At 67.3% G+C, this 15,338-nt stretch carries 13 protein-coding genes; 10 read left to right on the top strand and 3 right to left on the bottom strand.

Annotation, left to right across the window (positions count from 1 at the left end):
- Nucleotides 1-61: 61 nt before the first annotated feature.
- Both O0K41_RS07375 and O0K41_RS07370 read left to right on the top strand, forming a co-directional pair.
- Nucleotides 62-772, top strand: a complete 711-nt coding sequence (locus O0K41_RS07375; protein ID WP_222943090.1) for a pseudouridine synthase — start codon at nucleotides 62-64, stop codon at nucleotides 770-772.
- An 85-nt stretch (nucleotides 773-857) separates the two neighbouring features.
- A complete protein-coding gene (locus tag O0K41_RS07370; RefSeq protein WP_005412356.1) occupies nucleotides 858-1,193 on the top strand; it encodes a hypothetical protein in 336 nt (111 codons plus the stop codon).
- Between the two features lie 84 nt (nucleotides 1,194-1,277).
- On the opposite strand, the gene kbl is transcribed toward O0K41_RS07370, so the two are convergent.
- Complete coding sequence (gene kbl / locus O0K41_RS07365) at nucleotides 1,278-2,486, bottom strand: glycine C-acetyltransferase (protein ID WP_005408238.1); 1,209 nt, start codon at nucleotides 2,484-2,486, stop codon at nucleotides 1,278-1,280.
- A 198-nt stretch (nucleotides 2,487-2,684) separates the two neighbouring features.
- Between kbl and O0K41_RS07360 the strand changes: the two genes are divergently transcribed.
- Entirely contained in the window at nucleotides 2,685-3,380 is a 696-nt protein-coding gene (locus O0K41_RS07360; RefSeq protein WP_049449922.1) for a TorF family putative porin, read from the top strand.
- Between the two features lie 132 nt (nucleotides 3,381-3,512).
- On the opposite strand, the gene tdh is transcribed toward O0K41_RS07360, so the two are convergent.
- The gene (tdh, locus tag O0K41_RS07355; protein WP_049433062.1) at nucleotides 3,513-4,535 is read right to left on the bottom strand and encodes an L-threonine 3-dehydrogenase; all 1,023 of its coding nucleotides are present in this window, start codon (nucleotides 4,533-4,535) and stop codon (nucleotides 3,513-3,515) included.
- 478 nt (nucleotides 4,536-5,013) lie between these two features.
- On the opposite strand from tdh, the gene O0K41_RS07350 reads away from it, so the two are divergent.
- The 7 genes from O0K41_RS07350 to O0K41_RS07320 all read left to right on the top strand — a co-directional run bounded on the left by O0K41_RS07350 (nucleotide 5,014) and on the right by O0K41_RS07320 (nucleotide 13,605).
- Nucleotides 5,014-7,176, top strand: a complete 2,163-nt coding sequence (locus O0K41_RS07350; protein WP_005408241.1) for a S46 family peptidase — start codon at nucleotides 5,014-5,016, stop codon at nucleotides 7,174-7,176.
- Between the two features lie 190 nt (nucleotides 7,177-7,366).
- Nucleotides 7,367-8,011, top strand: coding sequence for a histidine phosphatase family protein (locus O0K41_RS07345; RefSeq protein WP_005408242.1), 645 nt, complete (start codon nucleotides 7,367-7,369; stop codon nucleotides 8,009-8,011).
- Between the two features lie 40 nt (nucleotides 8,012-8,051).
- Nucleotides 8,052-9,323, top strand: coding sequence for a bifunctional tetrahydrofolate synthase/dihydrofolate synthase (folC, locus tag O0K41_RS07340; protein WP_024956070.1), 1,272 nt, complete (start codon nucleotides 8,052-8,054; stop codon nucleotides 9,321-9,323).
- Nucleotides 9,324-9,404: 81 nt separating this feature from the next.
- On the top strand, nucleotides 9,405-10,448 hold the full coding sequence (locus O0K41_RS07335) for an SPOR domain-containing protein (RefSeq protein ID WP_005408244.1): 1,044 nt from the start codon (nucleotides 9,405-9,407) through the stop codon (nucleotides 10,446-10,448).
- Nucleotides 10,449-10,494: 46 nt separating this feature from the next.
- Complete coding sequence (locus O0K41_RS07330) at nucleotides 10,495-11,274, top strand: CvpA family protein (RefSeq protein ID WP_164221389.1); 780 nt, start codon at nucleotides 10,495-10,497, stop codon at nucleotides 11,272-11,274.
- A 30-nt stretch (nucleotides 11,275-11,304) separates the two neighbouring features.
- Entirely contained in the window at nucleotides 11,305-12,771 is a 1,467-nt protein-coding gene (purF, locus tag O0K41_RS07325) for an amidophosphoribosyltransferase (RefSeq protein WP_005408246.1), read from the top strand.
- Nucleotides 12,772-12,780: 9 nt separating this feature from the next.
- Nucleotides 12,781-13,605, top strand: a complete 825-nt coding sequence (locus tag O0K41_RS07320) for a ferritin-like domain-containing protein (protein WP_111117980.1) — start codon at nucleotides 12,781-12,783, stop codon at nucleotides 13,603-13,605.
- A 68-nt stretch (nucleotides 13,606-13,673) separates the two neighbouring features.
- On the opposite strand, the gene O0K41_RS07315 is transcribed toward O0K41_RS07320, so the two are convergent.
- Nucleotides 13,674-15,131 (bottom strand): DUF2235 domain-containing protein, encoded by a 1,458-nt coding sequence (locus tag O0K41_RS07315; RefSeq protein ID WP_149500745.1) that lies wholly within the window; start codon nucleotides 15,129-15,131, stop codon nucleotides 13,674-13,676.
- Nucleotides 15,132-15,338: the final 207 nt, after the last annotated feature.

Here is a 15,338-nt window from a genome sequence, read left to right as displayed (position 1 = left end):
CTCCCACGCATCGCGTGGGCGTGCGACTCCCGCTGCCACCGCCGCCGGTGTCCGTCATGGCCTGGCGCGCGTGCTGTCCAAGGCCGGCGTGTGCTCGCGCAGCGAGGCCGCGCGCTGGATTGCCGACGGACGCGTACGCGTCTCCGGCCGCATCGTGCGGGATCCCGAGTTCCCGATTGGCCAGCCGGCGCCGCCGATCGAGGTCGATGGCCAGCCGATGGGCGCGCCGCAGCGCCTGTACCTGATGCTCAACAAGCCACGCGGGGTGGTGACCACCGCGCAGGACGAGCGTGGCCGCGACACCGTCTACCGCTGTTTCGATGGTGCAGGGCTGCCGTGGATCGCGCCGGTCGGGCGCCTGGACAAGGCCAGTGAAGGGCTGTTGCTGTTCAGCAACGATCCGCAGTGGGCCGCGCGCCTGACCGATCCGGAAACGGGTCCGCAGAAGACGTACCACGTGCAGGTCGACCGCCTGCCAGATGACGCCACGCTGGCGGCCCTGCAGGCCGGCGTGGAGGACGAGGGCGAGTTCCTCGTGGCCCAGGCCGTGCGCGTGCTGCGCAGCGGCGACAAGACCGCGTGGCTGGAGGTGGTCCTCGACGAGGGCCGCAACCGCCACATCCGCCGCCTGCTGGCGGCCTTCGACCTGCAGGTGCTGCGCCTGGTCCGGGTTGCGATCGGCGGGCTGCAGCTCGGCGATCTTGGCAAGGGTCAGTGGCGGATGCTGGAGGTCAATGACCAGCAGCGGCTGGGGGCCGCTGCACCGGGCTGATCATCGCCCGCGGCCGGCGGTTGCCGGCCACCGTTCCAGGCGTAGGGGGCGCCTGGTTGCTGAACTTCCCGAACGGAGCCTGCCCATGTACCACCCGACCCTCAACCAAACCCTGCGCTGCGCAGGCCTGCTGCTGCCGATGGTGCTGCTGACCGCCTGTGGTGGCCACAAGAAGGTGGCCAAGGCAGAAACGCCGGCCGAAACCCCGGTGGTGGAAGTGAAGACCCCGGAGCTGGATGGCCGCGGCAGCTACCGCTTCCTGATGAGCAACGGCGACAAGAAGATGACCGCCGACGAGTTCGATGCCTGGATGAAGGCCAACGGCATCCGCGTTGCCAAGGGCAACGGCCAGGATGCTGCCGCCAAGCCGGTGGTGGTGGCCAGCAAGGACGAGCCGAAGGGCAAGAAGAAAAAGAAGTGATGCCGGGAAGGTGCCGACCTCGGTCGGCACGCCCTCAAGCTCTGGTAGGTGCCGACCTTGGTCGGCACGCTTTGACCGCTGGGATCAACCCTTGATCACGCCCAGCTCGACACCGATGCGGGTGAACGCATCGATCGCGCGGTCCAGGTGCTCGCGGCTGTGCGCAGCGCTGATCTGGGTGCGGATGCGGGCCTGGCCCTTGGGCACCACCGGGAAGAAGAAACCGATCGCGTAGATGCCTTCTTCGAGCAGGCGCTCGGCGAACTTCTGCGCCAGCGGTGCGTCGTACAGCATCACCGGGCTGATCGGGTGCACGCCCGGCTTCACGTCGAAACCGGCGGCGACCATCTTTTCGCGGAAGTAGCGGGTGTTCTCCACCAAGGTGTCGCGCAGGTCGTCAGCGGCAGCCAGCATCTCGAATGCCTTGATGCCGGCGGCCACCACATGCGGCGGCAGCGAGTTGGAGAACAGGTACGGCCGCGAACGCTGGCGCAGCAGCTCGATCACCTCGGCGCTGGCGCAGGTGAAGCCGCCCAGTGCGCCGCCCATGGCCTTGCCCAGGGTGCCGGTGATGATGTCGATCTTCTCCAGCACGCCCTTCACTTCGGCAGAGCCGCGGCCGGTGGCACCGAGGAAGCCGGTGGCGTGGCATTCATCGATGTGCACCAGCGCGTTGTACTTCTTCGCCAGTGCGGTGATCTCGTCCAGCGGGGCAATGAAGCCGTCCATCGAGAACACGCCGTCGGTGGTGATCAGCTTGGTCTTGCAGCCGGCGGCATCGGCGGCCTGCAGCTGGGCTTCCAGGTCGGCCATGTCGCAGTTGGCGTAGCGGAAGCGCTTGGCCTTGCACAGGCGCACGCCGTCGATGATCGAGGCGTGGTTCAGTGCATCGGAAATGATCGCGTCGTTCTCACCGAGCAGCGGTTCGAACAGGCCGCCGTTGGCGTCGAAACAGGCCGCGTACAGAATGGTGTCCTGCTTGCCGAAGAAGTCGGCGATCTGCTTCTCCAGCTGCTTGTGCAGGTCCTGGGTACCGCAGATGAAGCGCACCGAGGCCATGCCGAAGCCGTGGGTATCCAGCGCATCCTTGGCGGCCTGGATCAGGTCCGGATGGTCGGCCAGGCCCAGGTAGTTGTTGGCACAGAAGTTCAGCACCTTGCGGCCATCCTCGAGGGTGATCTCGGCCGACTGCGGGCTGGTGATGATCCGCTCGGACTTGAACAGGCCCTGGGCGCGGATGGCGTCCAGTTCCTCGGCGTAGTGGCGGGTCAGGGCGGAGGAGGCGTCGGTCATGGCGTGGGCACGGCTCTGAACGGGGAAACCGTTGATTCTACCGGGCTACGACGGCCTTCGACCGGGCCGGGCAGGGCACCGCCACGGGTGACACATGTTGCATCGCAATAGCAAACGGGTTAAAAATTCGTGAACCGCGCCTGTCTGGCGCCGGTTGCCCGCTCCCCCTTCCCGCCCCCGCCACCCTCGGAGACGCCCATGAAGCACGCCCGTGCCTGCCTCGCCATTGCCGCTGCCCTGACCCTGGCCGCCCCGTTCGCCGCCAGCGCCCAGGAAAACGAATCGCCGTACAGCTGGAACGTCACCGCTGTTTCCGATTACCTGTTCCGTGGTGTGTCGCAGACCGACGAGGATCCGACCCTGCAGGCCGGTTTCACCTACACCAGCCCGGTTGGCCTGTACGCAGGCGTGTGGGGCTCGGGCGTGGATTTTGGTGCGGGTGACCCGAAGACCGAGGTCGACTACCTGATCGGCTACGGCGTGGACGTCACCGAGCGCGTCAACTTCGACGTGCTGCTGAACCGCTACACCTACCTGAAGTCCAGCCACCAGAACTACAACGAGCTGATCACCACCACCACGCTGGATGACACCTACAAGCTGACGGTGGCCTACACCAACGATGTCTGGAACAGCAGCACCGATGGCTGGTACTTCGGCCTGGGCGGCAGCTGGGGCCTGCCGAAGGACTTCACCCTGAATGCCAACGTCGGTCGCAGCACCTTCGAGGACGGCATCGCCAAGGACTACACCGACTGGAACGTCGGCGTCGCGCGCCAGTTCGGCCTGTTCAACATCGGCCTGGGCTACTACGGCACCGACGGCAACGGCCGTGACAATTCCGGCAAGCTGGCCCACAGCCGCGTGATGCTGAGCGTCGCCGTCGGCAAGTAACGCCGCAGGCGTTACGGGTAGTGCCGGCCGCTGGCCGGCAACACCAAAGAAAAAGGCGCCCATCGGGCGCCTTTTTCAATTTCAAGGTGTGCCGAGCAGGCTCGGCACCCACCCATCGCGCACGGCGAAGGGTCAATTCCAGCTCAAAACAACCTTGCCGGCCTTGCCTTCTTCCATCAGGTCGAAGCCCTTCTGGAAGTCGTTGATCGGCAGCTGGTGGGTCATCACCTTGCCGAGCGGGAAGCCGGACAGCACCAGCTGGGTCATCTTGTACCAGGTCTCGTACATCTTGCGGCCGTAGATGCCCTGCACGGTCAGGCCCTTGAAGATGATCTTGTCCCAGTCGCAGCCGGCGCCCTTGGGCATGATGCCGAGCATGGCGATCTTGCCGCCGTGGTACATGCAGTCGAGCATGTCGTTGAACGCGCGCGGGTTGCCGCTCATTTCCAGGCCCACGTCGAAGCCCTCCATGTGCAGTTCCTTCATCACGTCCTTCAGCGACTGGTTGGCCACGTTGACCACGCGGGTGGCGCCCATGTCGGCGGCCAGCTTCAGGCGGAAATCATTGACGTCGGTCACCACCACGTTGCGCGCACCGATGTGCTTGCAGATGCCGGCGGCGATGATGCCGATCGGGCCGGCACCGGTGATCAGCACGTCCTCGCCGATCACGTTGAACTCCAGCGCACAGTGCGCGGCATTGCCGTACGGGTCGAAGAACGCAGCCAGCTCCGACGGGATCTGGTCCGGGATCGGCCACAGGTTGCTGGCCGGCATCACCATGTACTCGGCGAAGGCGCCGTTGACGTTGACGCCGATGCCGACGGTGTTCGGGCACAGGTGCGGGCGGCCGCCACGGCAGTTGCGGCAGTGGCCGCAGACGATGTGGCCTTCGGCCGAGACGCGCTGGCCGATTTCATAGCCGGTCACGGCCGAGCCGAGTGCGGCGACGCGACCGACGAATTCGTGGCCGATGGTCAGGCCCGGCTTGATGGTGCGCTGACTCCACTCGTCCCACAGGTAGATGTGCAGGTCGGTACCGCAGATCGCGGTCTTCTCCAGCTTGATCAGGACCTCGTTCGGGCCCGGGGTCGGCACCGGAACTTCTTCCAGCCAGATGCCCTTGGCCGCTTCGCGCTTGACCAGGGCCTTCATCGTTTGCTGCGCCATCGGGGTGGAACTCATCAGGGGGAAAGCGCGGATTATAGGGTGCCGCGCGGATTTCCCATGTTGCGCTGCGGGTGCATTGGCGGAACGAAAGGCGTGCGCCGGCGGGCGTTTCGAACGTGCCGCAAACAGCAGCGCCTCCTTGATTCCGGGGGAGGGGGCGTGGTCACCCTGGCCGGGACACGCAAAAGCCCATCCATGGTGCTCGATGGCGCCTTGCTCGTGCGCGCTGTCCTGCGCACACGGCAAGACCGGGGTTGGGCGTCCTGCCCAACCCGCCAGTCGCATGCGCCCGGCCCATGGCGCCAACGGTCCCGGCCAGGGTGACCACGCCCCCTCTGGACGATTCCATGTGCGCGGCCGACGTGCGCATGGCAGCGCAAGAAGCAGGCCCATGACTTCCGGGGTTCGGGCCGGGGCAGGGCGGCGGGCTACAATCGAGGGTTCCACTACCAGGGGCCGCTCCATGCGCTCGAACCTGCTTGCATTCTCCATCGTCGCCAGCCTCGGGCTGGCCCAGGTCGCCCATGCCGCTGAAGGCATGTGGGTGCCGCAGCAGCTGCCGGAAATCGCCGGCCCGCTGCAGAAGGCCGGCCTGAAGCTGTCCCCGGAACAGCTGTCCAACCTGACCGGCGACCCGATGGGCGCGGTCGTCGCCCTCGGCGGCTGCACCGCCAGCTTTGTCTCGCCGCAGGGCCTGGTGGTCACCAACCACCACTGCGCTTATGGCGCCATCCAGCTGAATTCGACCGCGCAGAAGAACCTGATCAAGGACGGCTTCAACGCGCCGACCCTGAAGGACGAACTGAGCGCCGGCCCGAACGCCCGCGTGTTCGTGCTCGACCAGATCACCGACGTCACCACCCAGGCCAAGGCCGCCATCGCTGCCGCCGGCAACGACCCGCTGGCCCGCAGCCGCGCGCTGGACGCCTTCGACAAGGCCCAGGTCGCCGCCTGTGAAGCCGATGCCGGCTTCCGCTGCCGCCTGTACAGCTTCTCCGGCGGCAACACCTACCGCCTGTTCCGCAACATGGAAATCAAGGACGTGCGCCTGGTCTACGCGCCCCCGGGCAGCGTCGGCAAGTTCGGCGGCGACGTCGACAACTGGATGTGGCCGCGCCACACCGGCGATTTCTCGTTCTACCGCGCCTACGTCGGCAAGGACGGCAAGCCGGCCGCCTTCGCCGCCGACAACGTGCCGTACCAGCCCAAGCACTTCCTGAAGTTCGCCGACCAGCCGCTGGGTGCCGACGACTTCGTGATGGTGGCCGGCTACCCGGGCCGCACCAACCGCTATGCACTGGCCGGTGAATTCAACGAAACCGCCAGCTTCACCTACCCGACCATCGCCAAGCACTACAACGCGGTGCTGAAGATGATCGCCGACGCCGGCAAGGCCGACGCCGACGTCAAGGTGAAGTACGCCGCCACCGCCGCCAGCATGAACAACGTGGCCAAGAACTACCTGGGCCAGCTGGAAGGCTTCAAGCGCATCGACGCCGCTGGCCAGAAGCAGGCTGAAGAAGCCGCCGTGCTGGCGTGGCTGAAGAAGCAGGGCGCTGCCGGCAAGCCGGCGCTGGCCGCACACGCACAGCTGCTCAAGCATCTGGATACCAGCAAGTCGACCCGCGAACGCGACCTGTTCGTCGGTCAGTTCAACAACACCTCGGCCGTTGGCGCGGCGATCACCCTGTACCGCCTGTCGATCGAGCGCAGCAAGCCGGATGCCGAGCGCGAAGCCGGTTACCAGGAACGCGACCTGACCACCATCGAAGGTGGCCTGAAGCAGATGGACCGCCGCTACGTGGCGAAGATGGACCAGCAGCTGCAGGCCTACTGGCTGGACCAGTACGTGGCCCTGCCGGCCGCACAGCGCGACAACGAAGTGCTGAACAAGTGGCTGGCCGGCAGCGATGCCGCTGCGGTGAAGTCGCTGGTGGGCAAGCTGTCGGGCACCGAGCTGGGCAGCCTGGACGCACGCTTGAAATGGTTCAAGGCCGACCGCGCCGCGTTTGAGGCCAGCAACGATCCGGCCATCCAGTACGCCGTGGCCGTCATGCCGGCGCTGCTGAAGCAGGAAGAGCAGAAGAAGATCCGCGAAGGCGAATCGCTGACCGCGCGCCCGCTGTACCTGCAGGCCGTGGCCGACTACAAGAAGAGCCAGGGTGAGTTCGTCTACCCGGACGCCAACCTGTCGCTGCGCATCACCTTCGGCAACGTCATGGGCTATGGCAAGGACGGCGTGAAGTACACCCCGTTCACCACCCTGGAAGGCGTGGCGGCGAAGGAAACCGGTGAGGATCCGTTCGATTCGCCGAAGGCGCTGCTCGATGCGGTCAAGGCCAAGCGTTACGGCGGCCTGGAAGACAAGCGCCTTGGTTCGGTGCCGGTGAACTTCCTGTCCAACCTGGACATCACCGGTGGCAACTCGGGTTCGCCGGTGCTGGATGCCAACGGCAAGCTGGTCGGCCTGGCCTTCGATGGCAACTGGGAATCGGTCAGCTCCAACTGGGTGTTCGACCCGGTGATGACCCGCATGATCGCCGTCGACAGCCGCTACATGCAGTGGATCATGCAGGAAGTGGCGCCGGCGCCGCAGCTGCTGAAGGAACTGAACCTGGCGAAGTGAGGTAGTGCCGGCCGCTGCCGGCAACCTCGACCAGACAGCCGGAGTTTCCGAAACCCCGCGACTCACGTCGCGGGGTTTTTTCATGCCCGGCCCGGCCCGGTGCGCCGAACAGGTATCATCCCTGTTCCGCGTACTTCACAGGATGTGAACGAAACGCGGAAACCTCCTCCCCCCAGGACCCCTTGCACGCATGCGCATCCTGCTTGCCCGCCACGGCGAAACGCCGTGGAACGCCGAAGGCCGCTACCAGGGCCAGATCGATATTCCGCTTTCGCCGATCGGTGAAGCCCAGGCCCAGGCACTGGGTGCCCGCCTGGCCTCGGTGGACATCACCCGTGCCGTCGCCTCGCCGCTGTCGCGCGCGCAGCGCACCGCGCAGCTGGCGCTTGGCGCCGCCCGCGCCGACATGCTGCTGACCGAGCCGGAGCTGCAGGAAATCGCCCACGGTGAATGGGAAGGGTTGCTCGCCAGCGAGATCCACGAGAAGGATCCGTCGCGCCTGCAGGCCTGGCGCGAGGAGCCGGATACGGTGCTGATGCCCGGCGGCGAATCGCTGCGCCTGGTGCTGGAGCGCAGCTGGCGTGGGCTGGCGCGTGCCACCGAAGGCCTCGGCGAGCACGACACTCTGCTGGTGGTTGCGCACGATGCGGTCAACCGCGTGATCCTGTGCAAGGTGCTGGGCCTGCCGCTTTCCCGCCTGTGGACCTTCCGCCAGGCACCGACCACGCTCAACCTGCTCGAAGGCGCCGACCTGGACAGCCTGGAAGTGGTGCGCCTGAACGACTGCGCCCACCACACGCCGTTCTTCGGCGAAGCCAAGCACCGCGCCCTCTGATCCATCCCCCGCATCAACTGCTTCTGCTGGAACCGCTGCCGTGACGAACACCCCGACCACCCTGGCCGACTGGCTGGACTACATTGAACGCCAGCACCCGGCGAGCATCGACATGGGCCTGGAGCGCGTGCGCGCCGTGGCCGCGGCGATGGGCCTGGGCGCGCCGGCCAAGCGCACCATCGTGGTCGGTGGCACCAACGGCAAGGGCTCAACCGTGGCTTTCATCGAAGCCATTGCACGCGCCGCCGGCTGGAAGGTCGGTGCCTACACCTCGCCGCACCTGCTGCGCTACAACGAGCGCGTGCGCATCGACGGCCAGGACGTGGACGATGCCGCGCTGGTCGCCGCGTTCAATGCCATCGAAGCCGTGCGTGGCGAGATCACGCTGACCTATTTCGAGTACGGCACGCTGGCCGCGCTGCAGCTGTTCGCCGACGCCGGGCTGGACCTGGCGGTACTGGAAGTGGGCCTGGGCGGCCGCCTCGATGCGGTCAACATCGTGGACGCCGACGTGGCGGTGATCACTACCGTGGACATCGACCATGCCGAGTGGCTGGGCGAGGATCGCGAGGCGATCGGGACCGAGAAGGCCGGCATCATCCGCGGCTGGAAGCCGGTGATCCTGGGCGAGACCGATCCGCCGTCGAGCGTGCTGCGCCGTGCCTACCTGGTTGGCGCCAATGCGATCCGTGGTGGCAGCGACTATTTCTACGAGCCGATCGATGCGCAGCGTTGGCGCTGGCGCGATGTCGGCCTGCGCATGGAACTGCCGACCCCGGCGCTGGCCGGCCCGATCCAGCTGGCCAATGCGGGTGCCGCCATCGCCGCGCTGCGCGCGCTGGACAAGCCGGTGCCGCGTGCGGCGTGGGCCGCCGGTGTCGCAGCGGCACGCATTTCCGGCCGGCTGCAGGCATTCGAGCGCGATGGCGTGCAGATCCGCGTCGACGTCGGCCACAACCCGCAGGCGGCGGGCCAGCTGGCGCGTGCGCTGAAGGCCGAGGTCTCTGCCGGGCGCACCCTGGCGGTGTACGCCGCGCTGCAGGACAAGGACGCAGCGGGGGTGGTGCAGGCGCTGGAGGACGTAGTGGGCGAGTGGACCCTGGCCGGGCTGGAAGGCCCGCGCGGGCAGAGCGCCGTCCAGCTGCAGGCACGCCTGGCCGGCACCGCCGCCGCCACGGCGCTGCTGGCTGACAGCGTCGAACAGGCACTGGCGCAGGTGCTGGCCCAGGCCGAGCGCGGTGACCGCGTGCTGGTGTTCGGCTCCTTCCATACCGCTGCCGCCGCCCTGCAATGGCTGCAGGGCGATGCCTGATACGCGTTCAGCCAACGCCGACGCCGTCCGGTCCGGCACCCGTATAATCGATGCCAATCTCCGGACAGTTGCCTGCCTCACGTGGATACGCCTCTGAAACAGCGTCTGATTGGTGCCATCGTGCTGGTGGCACTGGCCGTGATTTTCCTGCCGATGCTGGTCAAGGGGCCGGCACCGGACAGCGGCGTGGCCAATGTGCCGATCGCCGCGCCGGATGCACCGGCCGATGGCCAGTTCGAAACCCGTGAGCTGCCCTTGGTCGCCCCGGCCGGTGGTGCCACCGGCCTGCAGACCGGGCAGGCCAAGCCGCTGCAGGACGCCGCCACGCCGGCCACTCCGCCGACCGTGGACACCTCGCCGACGGTCGCCGCCGGCAACTATGCGGTTACCTTCGGTGCCTACGGCAGCAAGGCCGACGCCGATGCGGTGATCGCCTACCTGAAGCGCTCGCAGCTGCCGGGCTTCGCCGAAACGGCGACCATCAACGGCCGCCAGGCATGGCGCGTGCGCGTGGGGCCGTACGCCGACCGAGCACAGGCCGAGGCCGCCCGCCTGCAGGCGGTGAAGATCCGTGCCGATGTGAAGGCCGAAGTGATCACCCTGGATGCCGCAGCGGACAGCAGCGCCCCGGTGGCAGCCACCCCGGCACCGGCTACGCCGAGCGCCAGTACCCCATCCGCCGCCACCGCGCCGTCGGCCAGCAGCAACCCGGTGCGCAGTGAAAGCCTGCCGCCGAGTACGCCGACTGCAACGACCACTCCGGCGGCCAAGCCCGAGCCGCCGAAGCCGGCGCCGAAGCCCGAAACCCCGAAGCCCGAGCCGAAGCCGGAGGCCACCGCCAGCAAGCCGGCAACGGCCCCGGCCACGCCGGCAGCACCGGCCGCCAGCGGCGTCGGCTTTGCCGTGCAGCTGGGCGCGTTCGGCCAGGCCAACGATGCCAACGCCCTGCGCGACAAGGTCCGCGCCGCCGGCTTCAGTGCTTTTGTCGAGCAGGTGCGCACCGAAAAGGGCACCCTGCATCGCGTCCGCGTCGGGCCGGTGGCCAACCGTGGCGATGCCGAGCAGCTGAAGGCGCAGGTTGCCGCCAAGGTCGGCGTGGCCGGCATGGTCCGACCGCACCCATGACCCACGCGCAGCCTCGTTGCCAGCGCCGCCGAAGGAGCGGGGCGCCATGATCGACGTGGTGCTGCTGATCGTGATCGCCGCCTCCACCCTGCTGGGGATGCTGCGCGGCTTCGTGGGAATCGTCATCGGCACCCTGTCGTGGCTGCTGGCCGCGTGGGCGGCCTTCGCCTTCGGCAATGACGCCGCCCATTGGTGGGCCGCCCCGGCGGCCCCCGGTGGCGAACACTTCGTCGGTGGCTACCTGGGGGTCGGCATCGGCGTGATGATCGTGGTCGCGGTGATCGGCATGGTCATCAAGGCTCTGGTCCACCGCAGCATGCTGACCAGCCTGGACCGCCTGCTGGGCGGGGCGCTGGGCGCCGTGCGGGGCGGCCTGATCGCCGCGATCCTGCTGCTGCTGGGCAGTTTCACCCCGTTGACTGCCGAGCCCTCCTGGCAGCGCTCGGCGGTGCGCCCGCTGCTGAACCCCACCGTTGCCTGGATGAACAGCAAGCTGCCGCACTGGGAGGTTCCCGGGGCCGATCTGCTGCCCAAGGCCTTGCCGACCGACGCGCTGTCCCCATCTGCATTGATGGAGTTGGGCAAGAACGCAGGCGCCGGGTTGGGAAAGCCGGGCGCGGCAGGCGATAATGGCATCCTCAACCAGGTAGTGGCAGGCAGCGGATGGCTGCGGCCTGCGAAAGCGGAACAGGGCGATTCCTACGATCCGGCCGAAGTGCGTCCGGACGCCCCAGCACTGCCGGACAGTATCGAGCCGGGCGATCCGGCCAATGTCGACCGCAGGCGCGGCGACCACCGCGGCCAGGTACGGCCACCTTCCTTGTAATTGGGCACAGCCCAGCGGAGACCTCGCACCATGTGTGGCATCGTCGGAATCGTCGGCAACCAGAACGTCGCCGGGCAGTTGTATGACGGCTTGACCGTCCTCCAGCACCGTGGCCAGGACGCGGCGGGCATCGCCACCGCCAACGGCAGCCGCCTGCGTGTGCAGAAGGCCACCGGCCTGGTCCGCGATGTGTTCGATGCCCGCACCATGTCCACCCTGGAAGGCAGCGTCGGCATCGCCCACGTGCGTTACCCGACTGCCGGTTCGGAAGGCATGGACGAGGCGCAGCCGTTCTACGTCAATTCGCCGTACGGCATCGCGCTGGCCCACAACGGCAACCTGATCAATACCGAGGCGCTGCGCCAGCAGGTGTTCGAACAGGACCGCCGCAACGTCAACACCGATTCGGACAGCGAAGTGCTGCTGAACGTGTTCGCCTACGAACTGGAGCAGCAGCGCCAGCTGAGCCCGGAAGCCGCGATCCGCGCGGTGGCTGGCGTGCACCGCCGCTGCAAGGGTGGCTATGCAGTGGTCAGCGTGGTGCTGGGCCTGGGCCTGGTCGCCTTCCGCGACCCGCATGGCATCCGTCCGCTGGTGTTGGGCAAGCGCAGCCATGCCGAGGGCGACGAGTACATCGTGGCGTCCGAGTCGGCCGCGCTGGACGTGCTGGGCTTCCAGCGCGTGCGCGATGTGCAGCCGGGCGAAGCGCTGGTGATCACCGCGCGTGGCGAGCTGTTCTCGGAGATCTGCGCCGAGCCGGCCGAGCACACCCCGTGCATCTTCGAATACGTGTATTTCGCACGCCCGGATTCGATGATCGACAACGTGTCGGTGCACAAGGCGCGCATGCGCATGGGCATCAAGCTGGGCGAGAAGATCCTGCGCCTGCGCCCGGACCACGACATCGACACCATCATCCCGATCCCGGATACCTCGCGCGACGCTGCGCTTGAGATCTCCAACGTGCTCGGCGTGAAATACCGCGAAGGCTTCATCAAGAACCGCTACATCGGCCGTACCTTCATCATGCCGGGGCAGGGCGAACGCGTGAAGTCGGTGCGTCGCAAGCTCAACCCGATCCACCTGGAGTTCCGCAACCGCGTGGTGCTGCTGGTGGACGATTCGATCGTGCGTGGCACCACCAGCCAGCAGATCGTGCAGATGGCCCGTGACGCGGGCGCGCGCAAGGTCTACCTGGCCAGCGCCGCGCCGCCGGTGCGCTACCCGAACATCTACGGCATCGACATGCCGGCGGCCGAGGAACTGGTCGCGCACAACCGCACCGTGGAAGAGATCGAAGCCCACCTGGGCTGCGACTGGCTGATCTACCAGGACCTGGAAGACATGGAAGCGGCAGTGAGCGAGGGCAATCCGGCGCTGCGCAACTTCGATTCGTCCTGCTTCAACGGCCACTACCCGACCGGCATTGAACCGGGCTACTTCGAGCGCATCCAGCAGCTGCGTTCGGACGACGCCAAGCACAAGCGCCGCGCCTGAGGACCAGGCGTGGTTGACGTGCCCGACGTTGCTGGCGACCTGCTGCGCGCAGCGCAGCAGTGCCTGGCCGAAGCCGACCCGCTGCGCAAGGTTGCGCTGACCCAGGCCTACGCCGCTGCGTTCCGTGCCGGCCGCCTGAAGGTGGCTGCCGACGCGCCACCGCCAGAGCCGATCCGCATGCCGGGCCGGCCGGCGCAGCTGGTGCTGGTGCATCCGCGCGAAGTGCCGCGGCGCGGACTGGGCGGTGTGGAAGGACGGGCTGCCTTCATCCACGCCATCGCGCATATCGAACTCAACGCGATCGACCTGGCCTGGGACGCGGTGTACCGCTTCCGCGGCCTGCCGCCGGCGTTCCATGCCGACTGGGTCAGCTGTGCCGACGACGAATCGCGGCACTTCATGCTGCTGCGGGAGCGCCTGCAGGTGCATGGCCACGACTACGCCGACTTCCCCGCGCACAACGGCCTGTGGGAAATGTGCGAAAAGACCGCGCACGATGGCCTGGCACGCATGGCGCTGGTGCCGCGCGTGCTGGAAGCGCGCGGCCTGGACGTGACGCCCGGCATGATCGAGAAACTGCGCAATGTCGGTGATGGCGAGACCGCCGATGTGCTGGAAGTGATCCTGCGCGAGGAAGTGGCACATGTGGCTGCCGGTTCGCGCTGGTACCGCTGGTACTGCGACCGCGCCGGCGTCGAACCGCGTGCACGTTTCAAGGAACTGCTGGTGGAGTACGCCGGCGGCTACCTGCACGGACCGTTCAACATGGAAGCGCGCCTGCTGGCCGGTTTCGACGCGGATGAGCTCGCCAACCTGGTCGAACAGGCCGGTTGAAGAAAAGGGGACGGAGGGGATCAAGTCGTTTGTGGCACAAACGACTTGATCCCCTCCGTCCCCTTTTCTCAGGCGTTCGGCAATACCGCGCGCTTGCCATCCACCGTCGGCCGGTTGATGTAGAACAGGCCGGGACCCGGCCGGTAGGGTAGTTCGCTGACGCCGGCATCGGCGGCGTAGGTCAGTGCGGTGTCGCCCAGTGCATCGAAGTTCCAGTGCGCCGACTGCATCAGGTAACGCCGGCGCAGCAGCGCCTCCTGTGTCTGCGTCAGCGGCTGTCCGGCCACCAGGCGCCGTGCGATCGGCTGCAGGGCGGACGGCAGCTCCCAGCCAGGAACCTCGGCGGCATTGGCGGTCCATTGCACGCCGGCGTCGATGGCCTGCTGCTGCATCACCTGCAGTGCGATCAGCTGGTAACGCCAGTCGATGCGCCGACGCAGCACCACCGCGGCGGTCACATACAGCACCGGTGACAACAGCACGCTGCGGCTGCCGGCGCGACGCTGCTGCTGCCACTGGTGCCAGACATCCACCCAGACCTCCTTCTCACCCACGCCCAACTGCTGGCGCCAGCGTTCGGCATCGGCCTGCGTTTCAGCGTAGACCGTGGTGGCCCGCAGCAACGCCAGTGGAGGGACCTGGTAGTCGGCAACCGCGGGGCGGCGCAACTGTTGCCGACGCGGGCGGCTGAGCAGCTTGGGACCTTCTTCCAGCTGGTTGTAGCCACCGCCGATATTCGCGTGTACGCCGGGTAGGGCGATCTCGGCAAACGGCGGTGCCACGCTGGTCAACGGATAGTGCTGGCGATGTTCATCGCGTGCAGTGAGCTGCACGACGCGACCGGCGATGCCGCTGTGCAGGGCCAGCTGCGGCCGCTCATCGGCGCGGCCGCCATTGACTGCGACAACGGAGTCGAACAGCCCGATGAAGCGCAGCACCGGCGTGGCCGGGGCGAAGTTCGCAGTGCAGGACAGGCCGGCGGCCTGCAGCAGCTGGCGCCAGCGCACGCCGTCCCAGCCCTGCAGTTGGTTGGCGATGTCACGTGCGGCAGCAGCACCGCGTGAATAACCGAACAGGTCCAGCTGCACGCCATGCAGCGGTCGCTGCCAGCGTGCGGATAGTCCCGACAGTGCGGCCGGAAGCAGCACCTGCAGCGCGCGCTGCACTTTCGCGCGAACGCCACTGGCACCGATGCCGAAGGCCAGCCCGATCAGATCGTCGTCGGCATCATCGCGGGTACCCACGCCTTCGACATAGATCGACAGCGAGGGAGCGGCCATCGCATCACGGCGGCTGTCCGGATACAGCTGCTGCAGGCGCGCGATGTTGGTCAGGCCGTTGTCGTAGCTGCTGGTCAGCCGGCTCTGGTAGGTCGAATCATCGTCCGCGCGCAGCTGCGCCGGGCGAGGCTGCGGAACCTGCGGACGGCCGCGCGCCAGGTTGTGTGCGTTGTTGCGGGTGCCGTCGAAGAACAGGCCGATCCGCAGCAAGCCGACATCTTCGTCCGTGTCCTTCGCTGGTGCCATGTGCATTCCCCGTCGTGGCCGCGTCACGGTAGCGCGAAAGCGGTGTATTGGCGAAGTGTAGTGACGCTTTTGACCTTACTTAACGCAGATGCGGTCGATCACAGTTCCTGATTTTCATTCCCATCTTCTATTGAATTCACACGACCCGCGCAGGCCATATGGCCAAACCCGGCAAACCCGGGCGTGCTGCATCAACGCTGTTCACAT

Origin of the sequence: Stenotrophomonas sp. Sm2128, from assembly GCF_030985535.1 — a bacterium.
Lineage (GTDB): Bacteria > Pseudomonadota > Gammaproteobacteria > Xanthomonadales > Xanthomonadaceae > Stenotrophomonas > Stenotrophomonas maltophilia.
Note: the sequence above shows the minus strand (reverse complement) of the source record. Positions and strands in the feature narration are given on the sequence as shown.

Bases quoted from the DNA above. Each gene is read 5' to 3' on its own strand.
- O0K41_RS07370 (WP_005412356.1), top strand. From the start codon at position 858: ATGTACCACCCGACCCTCAACCAAACCCTGCGCTGCGCAGGCCTGCTG.
- kbl (WP_005408238.1), bottom strand. From the start codon at position 2,486: ATGACCGACGCCTCCTCCGCCCTGACCCGCCACTACGCCGAGGAACTG.
- O0K41_RS07360 (WP_049449922.1), top strand. From the start codon at position 2,685: ATGAAGCACGCCCGTGCCTGCCTCGCCATTGCCGCTGCCCTGACCCTG.
- tdh (WP_049433062.1), bottom strand. From the start codon at position 4,535: ATGAAGGCCCTGGTCAAGCGCGAAGCGGCCAAGGGCATCTGGCTGGAA.
- O0K41_RS07350 (WP_005408241.1), top strand. From the start codon at position 5,014: ATGCGCTCGAACCTGCTTGCATTCTCCATCGTCGCCAGCCTCGGGCTG.
- O0K41_RS07345 (WP_005408242.1), top strand. From the start codon at position 7,367: ATGCGCATCCTGCTTGCCCGCCACGGCGAAACGCCGTGGAACGCCGAA.
- O0K41_RS07330 (WP_164221389.1), top strand. From the start codon at position 10,495: ATGATCGACGTGGTGCTGCTGATCGTGATCGCCGCCTCCACCCTGCTG.
- purF (WP_005408246.1), top strand. From the start codon at position 11,305: ATGTGTGGCATCGTCGGAATCGTCGGCAACCAGAACGTCGCCGGGCAG.
- O0K41_RS07315 (WP_149500745.1), bottom strand. From the start codon at position 15,131: ATGGCACCAGCGAAGGACACGGACGAAGATGTCGGCTTGCTGCGGATC.